Below are 13557 nucleotides of genomic sequence, written 5' to 3'. Positions count from 1 at the left end.
GAAAAGCCGATTCGACTGGGTTAACCCTCATCAACCGCCCGTTGCGTAAACCGCGTCGCAAGCGTACCGTTCTATAGAACTATATAGTTCTATCGTTTCTCCCCGATCAAGGTACCGCTTCCGATGCAGTCCGCAGCCGCCAGTCCCGACATTTTTGCCACGCTTACCCGTCCCGACCGCAGCGGCGCGCCGAAGTACATGCGCCTGTCCAGCGTGCTGATGCAGGCCATCACCGACGGCCACTGGAAAGCCGGCGACAGGCTCCCCACCGAGGAAGAACTCGCGGTCCTGACACCCTTCAGCCTCGGCACCGTGCAACGCGCGTTGCGCACGCTGGTGGATCAAGGCGTCGTGGTGCGGCATCACGGGCTCGGCAGCTTCGTCGCCGAAAACGATCTGCGCCTGGAAGACCCGTGGCACTGCCGTTTCCTCGACACCGACGGCGTGAGCTTCCTGCCGGTCTATTCGAAGGTGCTGAGCCGCGAGCGCATCAAGACACGCGGCGCATGGAGCCGCTATTTTCCCGACGCGGGCGACAACCTCACGCTGATCACGCGCGTCATCAACGTGAACGGCGAATTCGACGTGCTCGTGCGCTTCTACATGGATAGCCGCACTCTGCCGCGCCTGTCCAAGGCATCGCTGCGCTCGCTCGACGGGCTGAATTTCAAGACGGTCATTGTCGGCGAACTGAACGTGCCGATCACCCGCATCACGCATGACGTGAGCCTCGTCAAATTCGACGCAGCCACGGCCGAGGTCATCGGCACGCGCAAGGGTGAAGCCGGACTTTTCATGCAGGCCGCGGCGCTGATGGGCGAAACCGCGTGCGTGTACTACCAGGAGTTTTCCATTCCGACAACCGATCGCGTACTCAGCATCCCCGATCAATTGCCGAGAATGGTTCATCAATCGCGCTAGCTTTTGGCTGGGGCGGCACGCCGCCCCAAAAAATTTTGCCGGGCGAGAACTATAGTCCTACATAGTTGGAGGAACAATGAAAGATTCGCAGAACCTGCTCATCATCATGTCCGACGAGCACAACCCCAAGATGCTCGGTTGCGCGGGCAACGGTATCGTCGAGACGCCGAATCTCGACGCCCTCGCCGCCCGCGGCACGCGCTTCAGCTCCGCTTACTGCGCGAGCCCCGTGTGCATTCCGGCGCGCGCCTCGTTCGCGGTCGGCAAGTACATCCATCAGATCGGCTATGCGGACAACGCCGACGCCTACGACGGCGACATTCCGAGCTGGCATCACAAGCTGCGCGATCGCGGGCATAACGTGACCTCGATCGGCAAGCTGCATTTCAAGCTGACGGGCGAAGACCACGGCTTTAGCGAAGAAATCATTCCGATGCACATCATCGAGGGCAAGGGCGATCTGATGGGCCTCGTGCGCAGCGATCTGCCGGTGCGCAAGGGCGCGTACAAGATGGCGAACATGGCCGGTCCCGGCGAGAGCCAGTACACGTTCTACGACCGCGAAATCGCCGCGCGCGCCCAGGTGTGGCTGCGCGAAGCCGCGCAGAAGCATGCGGACAAACCGTGGGTACTGTTCGTCTCATTCGTCGCGCCGCACTTTCCGCTCACCGCGCCGCCGCAGCATTTCTACAAGTACTACGACCGCGATCTGCCGCTGCCGAAGCTCTATCGCAAGGAAGAGCGGCCAACGCATCCGTATCTGGTCGACTATCGCGGCAGCTTCAACTACGACGATTACTTCGACGAGCACAAGCTCAAGAAGGCGCTCGCGGGCTATTACGGATTGTGTTCGTTCCTCGACGAGAACATCGGCCTCGTGCTGAAGGCGCTGGAGGACGCCGGCCTCACCGGCACCACGCGCGTGATGTACACGAGCGATCACGGCGACAACCTCGGCTCGCGCGGCATGTGGGGCAAATCGACGATGTTCGAGGAAGCGTCCGGCGTGCCGCTGATTCTGGCGGGTCCGGGCATCGAACCGGGCAAGGTGGTCGATACGCCCGTGAGTCACGTCGATGCCTATCCGTTTATCCTGCGTTCGGTAGGCGAAACCGATCCCGCACTGACGGAGGGTTTCCCTGGCGTGTCGCTGGAGGACATCGCCGACGGCGCGAAGCCCGAGCGCAACGTGCTGACGGAATATCACGGCATGGGCTCGGCCACCGGCGCGTTCATGATCCGCCACAAGCAGTACAAGTACGTGTACTACGTCGATTACCCGCCGCAACTGTTCGATCTCGCCAGCGATCCGGAAGAACTGGAGGACCGCGCCGCCGACCCGCACTATGCGTCCGTACTGAGCGAATGCCACGAGCGGCTGCTAAGGATCTGCGATCCGAACGACGTGGACCGCATGGTGCGCGAGCGTCAATCGGAACTGCTGGCGGCTCATGGCGGCCGGGAAGCCGTGATCGCTCGCGGCGACCTGGGCTTCAGCCCGCCGCCGGGCGCGCCGGTCATCTTCGACTGAGCCTGACGGCACACGCAACACGCCACGCGAACGAGAGCGTCATCAAGAGCGCATTCCGTTCGCGCAGCGGGTCGATCCATGGTAGGAGACATCGAAGTCCGGGAACGCGCGGCTCATCGAAACAACATGCCGGCCAGGCAGGCGCGCCCCGCACTCCAAAGTGAGGAACGTATGAACGTTTCGAATCAGAAATTCCAGTTCGCGTCCATCCTGTTCGTGTGCTGGTTCGCGAGCTACCTGGAGCGCTTTTTGATCAACCTGGCGCTGCCCTTTATCGGCGCCGAGTTCAAGATCGACGAATCCGGGCTCGGGCTGCTGCTGAGCGTGTTTTTCCTGGGCTACGCACTGATCCAGCTGCCAGGCGGCTGGATCGCCGACAAGATCGGCACCCGCAAGACCATCCTGTTCTCGGTCGCGATGTTCGCGATCTTCACCGCCGCCAGCGGACTGGCGTGGTCACTCACGGCGATGTTCGTGATCCGTTTCCTGTTCGGCATCTTTGAAGGGTGCTTTCCGACCGCCGCGTACAAGGCGGTCGCGGAAGGCTACGCGAAGAACGAGCGCGCGCGGGTCCAGTCGTTCATGCTCGCCACGAATCCACTGAGCCTCGTCGTCGCGCCGCTGCTCGCGGTGCCGTTGATCGCCTATCTGGGCTGGCGTGGGATGTTCCTCGGCGCGTCGGTAGTTGGGCTCGTCGCGTTCGCGCTGTACCTGTTCGGCACGCGCAAGTCGCATCCGGCGCCGAGCAATCAGCCGGTGGCGGGCGGCGCCTACGCAGCGCCACGCGGCTTTGGCGAACTCGTTCGCGACAGCAACATCTGGAAGATCTCGGTGATCAACTTCGGGGTCAACATTCTCATCTGGGGGTTTCTGTCCTGGCTCCCCTCTTACATGATGAAGGTGCAGAAGCTCGATCTCGTGCATGCCGGATTTGTCTCCGCGCTGCCGGGCGTCGCGGGCATCGTCGGCATGCTGGCGGGCGGCTGGCTCGCCGACAAGGCCTTCGCGGGCCGCGAGAAGTATCTGCTGCTGACAAGCGTCGTGCTGGCCGGGATCAGCCTGTTCGTGATGCTGAACGTACGGGATCTGCCGGTCGTCATTGCGTGTCAACTGGTGCTCGCCTTCAGCATGAAGATTTCGTTCATCGCGCTGTGGGCGCTGCCGCTCAAGCTGATCGAAGCGAAAGACATGGGCATGGCCTCGGGCATCGTCAATCTCGGGAGCCAACTGGCGGGCGTCGCATCGCCCGCCGTGATGGGTTTTCTCATCGTCGCGCGGCACGGCTCCTATGACGGCGCGTTCGCGTTCCTCGCCGCGTGCACGGTGCTGTGCGCGATCGTTACCCTGACGCTGCCGGGAAAGGAACCCGCTTCGCTACACCGCGAGCCCGAGCTTGCTGCTGAAAAGCAGTGAACAAGGCGTGGGGCGTAGCGATCGGTCAATGTCCGATGCGCAACGCCACCAGCAGGCGCGACACCATGTTGTAAGCGGCAATCGTCGCAACCAGTTCGAGCATCGCGGTCGATCCGATCTCTGCACAGACCGGATCGAAAATCGCATCCGGCACTTCGATATCGCGCGTCATCGCATCGACGAGCCGTAACACGTTGCGGGTGTGGGCGTCGATATCGACGATGGCCTCCGGCGCCAATCCCTGGCGCAGCTGCTCCATCAACGCGTGCGGCACGCCCGCGCGCTCGGCGTGGGGAACGTGCGCGTCGAATTCATAAGGCGCGTGATTCAGCACGGCAACGCGCAGGATGGTCAACTCACGCACACGCGGCGTCACCGAGGTCTTCTGGCGGATCGCCGTCAACATCGCCTCCCAGCCGTCGACGACCGGCGCACTGTTGAGCAGGATCTGGTATAGCGGCGAAATCTGTCCGCGCGCCGCATGGATACGGGCTTCGACAACGGCGAGTTCGGGCCGGGTTCCCGGTATCACCGGCGCAATTCTGGGCAAATCGGACATGGTGCTCCTCTGGCAAAAATGGTTGGCTCGAACGCGATGAACCACGACGGGCCACTATGGACCACTACGAGCCGCGATGAATCACGGCCGCCTATTCGAATCCATACAGCCGCGCCGGGTTATCCACCAGCACGGCGCGCCGCACACGCTCGTCCGGGCAGGCCTCGAATAGCGCGTCGATCAGATCGGCTTCGTCCGGCACGGCCCCGGCGACGTTGGGATGTGGCGAATCGGTGCCCCACAGCACACGCTCCGGTGCGGCTTCGATCAACCTCCTCACGCACGGCACGCCGTCCGCGAACGGCCGCCCTGACTGCGAGATGCGGTCTATGCCCGACACCTTGATCCATGCGTCGGGCAGCTTCAGGACCTCGAGCAGGAACTGGAAGTCACCATCGTGCACGCCCTTCGCGGCATCGATCCGCGCCATGTGATCGATGACGAACGGCACAGGCAGCACGGCCAGCCGCGGCAGCCATGTCTTCAGCGACGCGATGTCGGTATGCACGCAAACGTGCCAGCCAAACGGCAGGATGCGCGCGACCACCGCATCGAAAGCGTCCGGCGACGGCGCGCCGCCCAGGTGCGGCACGAAATTGAAGCGCGCGCCGCGCGCGCCCTGCTCGTGCAGCGCGCGCACATCCGCGTCGCTCGCGTCGGCCGGCAACAACGCGACGCCGCGATAAGCGCCGCCGCTGCGCGTCAACGCATCGAGCAAGGCCGAATGATCGTAACCATGACAACTGCCTTGCACAACGACTGCACGGCTAAATCCCAGCTTCCGATGCATGGCCGCCAGCGTTTCATAGGGCGCATCCGCGGGCGTGTATGAGCGCTCCGCGGCGTAGGGAAACTGCATGGCCGGTCCGAACACATGGCAATGCGCATCGCAGGCCCCGGCAGGCAATTCGCGCTTCGTACGCGAGACAGGTTCATCAGATCGAAAAAAATCCACCGACACAATAAGCTTTCCTTGGTGACTGTTTCTACGCCCCACGCCGCTCGTTCAGGTGGGACTGGCAATACGAAGAATCAAAAGAGCCATGCGGATGCAGCGAGTTTTTCGCGCCTCAAAAAACTGTACGCGAACGCTCTGCTCATCCAGCAGGAAGCCTGCATCATTGGCGATGCGGCATACGTAGGCAATGCTATAGTTGGCATTTCAGATATAAACTTTTTCTATATCCCGATGGACCTCAAGCAAATCGAATATTTCCTGCGCGTCGCGGAGTTGCGCAGCTTTTCGCGGGCGGGGGAACTCCTCGGTATTTCGCAGCCATCGCTTAGCCGGCAGATCGGTCTGCTCGAACAGGAACTGCGCCAGCACTTGCTGTCGCGCAACGGCCGTGGTGTCGAACCGACCGAAGCAGGTTTGCGCCTGATGGAGCATGCGCAGGCTCTCCTCGCACTCGCTGCGCGAACCAAAGAAGACCTGCAGACATTCCGCCGCGCGCCCACCGGGAAGGTCACCATCGGCTTGCCGCCGCGTATCGCGCGGGTGGTCACGGCGCCGCTGGTGGCGCGCTTTAGCGAAGTCTTTCCGGATGCGTCCATCGCCGTGGCAGAAGGCCTCAGCACCGCGGTGCGCGAATGGTTGCTCGCGGGCCGTGTCGAACTCGCCCTTCTCTACGATCCGCCGGCGTCGCCGCAACTCGCTTACGAATCGCTGTTTCGCGAAGAACTGGTGCTGGTCACGGCCAAGGCTGGACCATTGCGTCTTCCCGCACGCGTGAAGGTCGACGATCTGGAGAAGTATCCGTTGATTCTGCCGAGCCGGCCGAATGCGATCCGCAATCTCGTGGAAGGCGTGTGCCGGCCGCGCGGCGTGCAGTTGAAAGTGGTCGCGGAAGTCGATGCGGTCGAGACCATGACCGAACTCGCGATGCAGGGTCAGGCATGCGCGGTCCTGCCGCGTTCGGCAACGCATGGCGCGGCATTGAGCGGCGCGCTGGCGATCGCTGCGCTGGTGTCGCCGAGCATCAAAAACAACCTGCTGCTAGCCACGCCTCGCAATCGTCCGAGCACCCGTCTGGCGGACGGAACGGCCGATCTGATTCGCGCGCTCGATATTGCGAGCCTTTTCAAACCTGGCCGGCCTTGACGTAGTGCAACGGCGTCGAGCCGCCGTTGACCACGTTGACTCGCCCGTCAGGAAGCGCCGCTCTTATCCCAGGGCGTGTAAAGATTGAATACGTCCGCGCCATACCCGGCCACCTGCCCCAGCACGGGCGTCAGCATCGACAGTGTGGTCGGCGCAGCGAATTCGATGAGCATCCAGCATTCAATCGGCGCGCCGCCGTCCGCCGGGCGGCTCGCGAAAATCCGTAACTGCGCGATCCCCTGCAACGCGGCGACACGCTCGCGAGCCTCGGCAACGAAGGCTTGCACCTGGTGCGCCGCTATGCGCGCGTAGCGGGCCACCAGCAAACGCGCCAGCGTGTGCGGCGGCACACACGGCGCCGCGCCTGGCCAAACCTGCATCACCTCGACCCGCATGCGGCCGCCGCGCGCCGTCCGCGCGAGCAGCCGTCGGCTCCATGGCGTTGAGTTGGCGCCTGACACCGCCCGGTAGGCGGGTTCGTCGAGCGCCGCCAGCGAGTTCAGATCGTAAGCGGCGAGCGATTTGGGAAAGCCTTCCACGGCGACCCATCGGAAGCCGTTCACAAAGCCGGGCAAACCCCGGCGCTGCGGCAGATGTTCGGTGTCGTACCAGTCCGAAAACTCTTCTTCGAGTCCGCTGGGCGGCTCCATCAATGCCAGCATCAAGCCCATCTGCGATGTCATATCAAACCACCTTGCGGCGCGCCTGCGCCACCGTAACGACGCCGCTGACGAGGCACAGAAAGGCGAGGAACAGCAATCCCTGCGCATAGCTGCCGCCCGGGCGTCCCTTGATCCAGCCCACCGCATACGGACCCACGAAACCCGCCAGACCGGCGAGCGATGTGATCACGGCGATCCCGGGCGCGGCGTCCGATTGCGCCATGCGTTCGGTGACCAGCGCGAAGAAAGGCCCCTTGATGCCGTACAGACCGAGCGAGGCCAGCGACAATGCGGCGATTTGCGCGGCGACCGAGTGCAGCATGATGCAGGCGCCCAGACCGAGCGCCGACAGGAACGCGGGAATCGCGGTGTGCCAGACACGTTCCTGGGTCCGGTCGGAATTGCGGCTCCAGAAAATCGTCGCGACACAGCCAAAGCCGAAAGGAATCGCGACCAGCAGACCCGTCTGGATATTGCCGAGCCCGGGCGTCTTCAGGATCAGCGGCAGCCACAGGCTCAATCCGTAAGTGCCGGCGGTCACGCCGAAGAAAATCACGGCATAGGCGAGCAAGGTCGGATTGAAAGCGAGACGCCAGCGCGAACCCGTATGGGCTGCCGGCACGTGCTCGCTCTCGAGTTCGGCGAGCAGCCAGCTACGTTGTTCGGAGCTCAGCCAGTGTGCCTGCGATGGCGAGTCGGTCAGCCAGAACATGCAGGCAAGGCCCAGCAACACGGCAGGAATGCCCTCCAGCAGATACAGCCACTGCCAGCCATGCAGCCCACCGACGCCGTCGAGTTCGAGAATCGTGCCGGAAATCGGCGCGCCGACAAAGCTCGACAGCGGAATCGCGAGCATGAAAAGCGCCATCATGTTCGCGCGATGACGCCGCGGGAACCAGCGCGTCATGAAGAAGATCACGCCAGGGAAAAGGCCCGCCTCGGCCATGCCGAGCAGAAAACGCACGGCGTAGAAGCCGTGCGCGCCGCTAACGAACGACGTGCAGGCTGACACGATGCCGATCGTGATGAGAATGCGGCCCAGCCACAGGCGGGCGCCGAAGCGTTCAAGCGCAAGATTGCTGGGAATCTCGCACAGGAAATAGCCGACAAAGAAAATCCCCGCGCCGAGCGCAAACGACTGCGACGTCATGCCGAGATCGCGGTTCGCGGTGAGCGCGGCAAAGCCGACGTTCACGCGGTCGAGATAGGTCACGAGAAAGGCGATGATGAGCAGCGGCAGAAAGCGTGCGCTGATACGCCGGATCGTCGCGGCTTCGAGCGAGCCTGAGTCGGCGGCGCTCGGCGTTGACGTCAATGGATGGCTCATGTCGTGAGGTTTCTCCGAGGTCATCTGAATGTTCAACCTGCGCCGGTATTGTCGCTGTCGATTTTGAACGTGGTGAGCGTCATCGCGACCATCGTGTAGTAGCCGCACGCCGCGATCAGTTCGACCACGCCCCGCTGACCGAAGGTTGCGACAGCCATCGCGTAGGTCGTGTCGTCGAGCGACTGCTTTTCGAGCAGCGTTCGCACGGTCGTGTAGGCGGCCAGATCCAGCGGATCGTCGAGGATCGGGACTTTGTCCGCGGCGAGTCGCGCCAGCGTGGCGGCCGGCATGCCGGCCGCGCGCAGCTTCGCTTCCTGCGCGGACCAGATATGCGCGCAATGCCACTGCCCGCCGACAATCAGCGCGGCCAGCGCCACCACGCGCGGCGGCAGCGACACCTCGAAACGGATCGCCTCTCCCAGACGTTGTGCGTGGGCGGCAAGCGCGGGGCTGTGAATCCACGCGGTCAACGGCAACGGCGCCTTGCCGCGCCGGCCACCCACCGCTTCTTCATACACCTCGCGTTGGGCGGCATCCATCTTTTCGGGTGTCAGTGCATCGATACGCATTCACGTCGTCCTTTTGCTCGTTTGCCAGGTCAGCGGGCCGGGTCGACGCAACTGCGCCAGGCATTGAACCGCTGCAAATCTAGAAGGTGTGACGCATGCCGAGTCGCACGGCGCCTTGATGATTGTTGCTCGACGGCGTGGCCAGATCGAGCGACGCCACAGCCGGCCCGCCATTGGAATTGCGGCCGGAGGCGTGCTGGTAGGCACCGATCAGATAGAGCGTCGTCCGCTTCGACAGGCGGTAGTTTCCGCCAATCGCCGCCTGATTGTATGCCGCTCCAGCGTCGCCGTTGACCGAGCCGCGTGTCACGCGATTGAGCGCCGTATAGACCGACGCCGCCGTCGTCAACTGGTAGCCGAGGTTGAGTTCGACACTGTTGAACGTGGCGGTGCCGGACAGGTTCGCTACCGCGCCAAGATTGCCGGAGTCCGCACCGAGATTCTTGAAGCGGCTATTGGAGTAGTTCACGCCGACGAGCGCATTGCCGAACCGGTACTGACCGCCGGCCACGAAAATCCGCAGGCTGCCCGCGGACGCATAACCCGAGTAAATCGGCGAGGCCTCAGCGGCGGGCGCATTCGCGCCATTGTTGTATGCCGACGCGTACGGGTCCTGCATATCCGAGTACGACACCGCAAGTTGCAGCGCGCCGTTGGAGTATTTCGCCCCGGCGCCGAAACCGGAACCCTGGTTAAAGCCGCCTGGCTGTCCACCGAAACTGAACATGCCGCCGAACGTCAGGCCACCGTAGTTGGCGCTCGTAAACTTGAGCACATTGTTGACCCGGAAGGTGTCGTAGAGATTGTCCACGTCGCCTGCGTGCGCGCCGAACGAGCCGGCCCACATGCCCGAGGCCACGATCGAATTGCCGACGAAATCGACCATCGACGCATATTGGCGGCCCAACGTCACCGAACCAAATCCGCCCTTCAGCCCGACATAGGCAAGGCGGCCGAACTGGAGGCCGTTCTGACCGAGCTTGCCGGTATCGGTATCGAAACCGTTTTCCAGGTTGAAGATCGCCGACAGACCGCCGCCCAGGTCTTCGTTGCCCAACAGGCCCCAGCGGCTGCCCAGTGGCGTGCCGGTCGTGCTTGTCAACGCAAATTGCTTCGCCCCCTTGGCATTGCTCACGTAATTGAGCCCGTTGTCGATCAGCCCGTACAGCGTCACAGTGGATTGCGCATGGGCCGCGCCGGCAAATGCGCCGAGGGCCACCGATGCCACAAAAAACCTTTTCACTAAAAGTCTCCAGATCTCTAGATTTTCTATTGCCACGTTTCTTTATCGCCACGCCGGGCGTTCGCTTTTCAGCGACAAACGATGGCGACTGCCCGTCTTGCCACACGCGGCACGGAGCGTTCAGAAGGCGTCAGCCCCGCTCACACGTCGCGCGCCGCGACTCGTCCCCGTTTTGATTTCCTGATCGAGTCGCGAATGGACTGCCGCATGATTAGCGATTCGCAGCCACTGAACAATGCTATAAGGATTATTTCAGATATGCATAAATGCTATATCTTGAGACGTGACCGGACCAATCCGTTGACTGAAGGCCCGTGTCCGCACTGCGCGTGCGGCACTATCGTGAGTGGAATTTCGAGCGCGAAGGCGAACGCATCGCGATATCGGCTTCGGGGTGGCTGAATGTCAACAACGCGGAATCGATTCTCGATGCGGCTATCGCCGTCGCGGGCATTGCACACATGGCGAACGTTGCGATGCGAAGTAATCGATGCCGAGCGCAGAAAGGCCTTCGGTCGGGCAACGCAGATAGTCGCGCTTGCGCTGGGCGGCGACTTCCGCGGTAAAGCCGAGATCGATGACGAAGGTATGCGTCGGACTCTTTGCGAGCCACACGTAATAGTCCATCGGCATCAGGCCGTCGTGCGCGTCTGCGCCGATGAAGTCGTCGCTGCGCGCGGGGCCAGCGCGTGCGCGTTGCCGCGCTCAGGCCGCCTGCTTTTGCACGCCCTCTTCGCCTTGCCGCAGATGCAGCAAGCGATAGCCGCTCTTGTAAACGGGCTGCAGCCGGAAGTCGTTTTGCGGCTCGATCTCGAGCAGCAAGCGCAGGCGCGACACATGACTGTCGATCGTGCGGGTGAACTCGCGGAACTCACGACCCCACACCATCGCGAAGATATGGTCGCGCGACAGCACACGGCCGATATTGGAAAAGAACAACGACGCCAACCGGTATTGCGTACCCGATAGCTGCACCGGCTGACCGCGCAGCATGACGAGCTGCCGATGCGTGTCGAAACGGTAGGGGCCGACATCGAAATTCGCGACACTGAAACGGTCCGGATAGGCACGGCGCAGCAACGCCGCCACGCGTTCGCGGAACTCGCCCGGCCGCAACGGCAGCGTCACATACTCGTCTGCGCCGCTGGCAAAGGCGCGCACTACGCTCTCTTCCGACGTCTCCGCCGAAGCAAACACGACGGGCAGCCGGTCGCCACCGACCGCGCGCACCGAGCGCAGCACCTCGGCGCCGGACAGGCGCGAGCCTTGCCAGTCCAGCACCAGCAGATCCACGGTGGAACGGGCGAGCGCCTTTGACATGGTCAAACCATCGTCGTAGACCATACACGTATGGTTGGCGTTCATGAGGACCTTTTCGATCGATTGACGCATGACGGGGTCACGCTGAAGGATGGCAATGCGCATGGGATAACTCTTAACTGATAGCTCGGACGCGATTCTCAGAGGGACGCCCAAGTCATCCCATAGGAGCATTCCTAATTTGCGTCCCAATCGCCCCGCTCCGACAGGTGGACGCGGCATTCCTACACTCGACGGCTGCGGCTCGCACGACGTGCGGCCTTCGTCGTCCGGGCGTCGTCGAAAGGACAGGTTTCGGGGAACTTTTCCCCATCTAATTAAACACCTCCCGAAACAAATGGCTTCCGTCCTGTAAAATCTCGGCCCTGGTCCCAGTCGTCACCGCGTTTACCCTATCCGGGCAGGCGCGGCGGTGTCCCGTGCTCTACCCAGCGCTTGCCACACTTCTCGCCCGACGACCGCCGTATTTCCACACGCCACGTGTGGTTCCCAATTAAAGACAAGACACAAGCAATGCAAGCGACCAATCTGGGTGGAGCGCAGGCTGTCACCCCACGCCCTCTTGGGCGAAGCGATTACAAGACGCTCGGCCTCGCCGCGCTTGGCGGGGCGCTGGAGTTTTACGACTTCATCATCTTCGTATTCTTTGCGCCGGCGATCGGCCAGTTGTTCTTCCCCGCCGCGATGCCCGACTGGCTGCGTCAGGTGCAGACGTTCGGCATCTTTGCCGCGGGCTATCTGGCGCGCCCGCTCGGCGGCATCATCATGGCGCACTTCGGCGACCTGTTCGGCCGTAAGCGCATGTTCACGCTCAGCGTGCTGTTGATGTCCGTGCCGACGCTGATGATGGGCCTGTTGCCCACCTACGCCAGCATCGGCGTGATGGCGCCGGTCCTGCTGCTGCTGTTCCGCGTGATGCAAGGCGCGGCGGTGGGCGGCGAAGTGCCGGGCGCGTGGGTGTTCGTGTCCGAGCACGTGCCCGAGCGGCACGTCGGCTATGCGTGCGGCACGCTGACGGCCGGCCTCACGGCGGGCATCCTGCTCGGCTCGTTGATCGCATCGGCGGTGAACCATCATTTCGCACCGGCGGAAATCTCCGCCTACGCATGGCGCATCCCGTTCCTGGTAGGCGGCGTGTTCGGCATGTTCTCGGTCTACCTGCGCCGCTGGCTGCATGAGACGCCGGTGTTCGCCGAGCTCAAGCAGCGCAAGGCGATTGCCGCGGAAGTGCCGCTCAAAGCCGTGCTGCGCGACCATGGCCGCGCCGTGATCGTGTCGATGCTGCTCACGTGGATGCTGTCGGCCGCGATCGTGGTCGTGATTCTGATGACGCCCACGCTGCTGCAGAAGCAGTTTCACATCGCTCCGGCCACCGCGCTGCTGGCGAACTGCGTGGCGACGCTGTGCCTGACGATCGGCTGTGTGATGGCAGGCTCGATCGCCGGCCGGATCGGCGCGGGGCGCACGATTTTCATTGGCGGCCTTGCGTTGGCCGTGACGTACTACGTGATGTTCCAGCAGCTTGCCGTCGATACGTCGGCACTGGTGCCGCTCTACGCCGTGGCCGGTCTCTTCGTCGGCGTGATTGGCGCGATTCCGTTCGTAATGGTCAAGGCGTTCCCGCCGATCATTCGTTTCTCCGGGATCTCGTTCTCGTATAACGTCGCTTATGCGGTGTTCGGCGGCCTTACGCCGATCGCCGTTTCGCTGATGATGAAGTCGAACCCGATGGCCGCGCCGCTGTATGTCGGTGCGATTTGCGTTCTCGGTGCGCTGGCTACGCTGTTTATTAAGGACGCGCCGCAGACGCGCTAAGCGGGGTGTTCGTAACGGCGCGCCGCGTGGTGCGCCGTTGTTTGCATCGGCTTCGCGGCTGGCGTTTACGGCAGCTTCGGCCTTTCGGGCCTTTCG

At 62.9% G+C, this 13557-nt stretch carries 13 protein-coding genes; 5 read left to right on the top strand and 8 right to left on the bottom strand.

Annotation, left to right across the window (positions count from 1 at the left end; translation table 11 throughout):
• Positions 1 to 123 precede the first annotated feature (123 nt).
• The 3 genes from PQR53_RS04435 (at position 124) to PQR53_RS04425 (ending at position 3865) form a co-directional block, all read left to right on the top strand.
• Positions 124 to 921 (top strand): GntR family transcriptional regulator, encoded by a 798-nt coding sequence (locus PQR53_RS04435; RefSeq protein WP_408451368.1) that lies wholly within the window; start codon positions 124 to 126, stop codon positions 919 to 921.
• A 76-nt stretch (positions 922 to 997) separates the two neighbouring features.
• Positions 998 to 2452: a sulfatase family protein gene (locus PQR53_RS04430; protein ID WP_408451367.1), complete on the top strand. Its 1455-nt coding sequence runs from the start codon at positions 998 to 1000 to the stop codon at positions 2450 to 2452.
• Between the two features lie 171 nt (positions 2453 to 2623).
• On the top strand, positions 2624 to 3865 hold the full coding sequence (locus tag PQR53_RS04425; RefSeq protein WP_408451366.1) for an MFS transporter: 1242 nt from the start codon (positions 2624 to 2626) through the stop codon (positions 3863 to 3865).
• Positions 3866 to 3890: 25 nt separating this feature from the next.
• Here PQR53_RS04425 and PQR53_RS04420 read toward each other — a convergent pair whose 3' ends face one another.
• The gene (locus tag PQR53_RS04420; protein ID WP_408451365.1) at positions 3891 to 4424 is read right to left on the bottom strand and encodes a carboxymuconolactone decarboxylase family protein; all 534 of its coding nucleotides are present in this window, start codon (positions 4422 to 4424) and stop codon (positions 3891 to 3893) included.
• Between the two features lie 91 nt (positions 4425 to 4515).
• A complete protein-coding gene (locus PQR53_RS04415; protein ID WP_408451364.1) occupies positions 4516 to 5379 on the bottom strand; it encodes an amidohydrolase family protein in 864 nt (287 codons plus the stop codon).
• Between the two features lie 234 nt (positions 5380 to 5613).
• On the opposite strand from PQR53_RS04415, the gene PQR53_RS04410 reads away from it, so the two are divergent.
• Positions 5614 to 6525 carry a LysR family transcriptional regulator gene (locus PQR53_RS04410; protein WP_408451363.1) on the top strand — a complete coding sequence of 304 codons (912 nt, stop codon included), beginning with the start codon at positions 5614 to 5616 and terminating at the stop codon, positions 6523 to 6525.
• Between the two features lie 47 nt (positions 6526 to 6572).
• On the opposite strand, the gene PQR53_RS04405 is transcribed toward PQR53_RS04410, so the two are convergent.
• From PQR53_RS04405 to PQR53_RS04380, 6 genes are all read right to left on the bottom strand, one after another.
• Entirely contained in the window at positions 6573 to 7208 is a 636-nt protein-coding gene (locus PQR53_RS04405; RefSeq protein ID WP_408451362.1) for a hypothetical protein, read from the bottom strand.
• Between the two features lies 1 nt (position 7209).
• Positions 7210 to 8514 carry an MFS transporter gene (locus tag PQR53_RS04400; protein ID WP_408451361.1) on the bottom strand — a complete coding sequence of 435 codons (1305 nt, stop codon included), beginning with the start codon at positions 8512 to 8514 and terminating at the stop codon, positions 7210 to 7212.
• A 32-nt stretch (positions 8515 to 8546) separates the two neighbouring features.
• A complete protein-coding gene (locus tag PQR53_RS04395; protein WP_408451360.1) occupies positions 8547 to 9083 on the bottom strand; it encodes a carboxymuconolactone decarboxylase family protein in 537 nt (178 codons plus the stop codon).
• Between the two features lie 79 nt (positions 9084 to 9162).
• A complete protein-coding gene (locus PQR53_RS04390; protein WP_408451359.1) occupies positions 9163 to 10326 on the bottom strand; it encodes a porin in 1164 nt (387 codons plus the stop codon).
• Positions 10327 to 10761: 435 nt separating this feature from the next.
• Positions 10762 to 10959 carry a hypothetical protein gene (locus PQR53_RS04385; protein WP_408451358.1) on the bottom strand — a complete coding sequence of 66 codons (198 nt, stop codon included), beginning with the start codon at positions 10957 to 10959 and terminating at the stop codon, positions 10762 to 10764.
• Positions 10960 to 11031: 72 nt separating this feature from the next.
• Positions 11032 to 11751: a response regulator transcription factor gene (locus PQR53_RS04380; RefSeq protein ID WP_408451357.1), complete on the bottom strand. Its 720-nt coding sequence runs from the start codon at positions 11749 to 11751 to the stop codon at positions 11032 to 11034.
• A gap of 408 nt (positions 11752 to 12159) precedes the next feature.
• Between PQR53_RS04380 and PQR53_RS04375 the strand changes: the two genes are divergently transcribed.
• Entirely contained in the window at positions 12160 to 13461 is a 1302-nt protein-coding gene (locus PQR53_RS04375; RefSeq protein ID WP_408451356.1) for an MFS transporter, read from the top strand.
• The last annotated feature ends 96 nt before the right edge of the window (positions 13462 to 13557 follow it).

The sequence above is a fragment of the Paraburkholderia fungorum genome, assembly GCF_046027605.1.
GTDB classification, from domain to species: Bacteria; Pseudomonadota; Gammaproteobacteria; order Burkholderiales; family Burkholderiaceae; genus Paraburkholderia; species Paraburkholderia fungorum_F.
The sequence above is the reverse complement of the archived record's forward strand: the minus strand, read 5'-3'. Positions and strand labels throughout refer to the sequence as shown.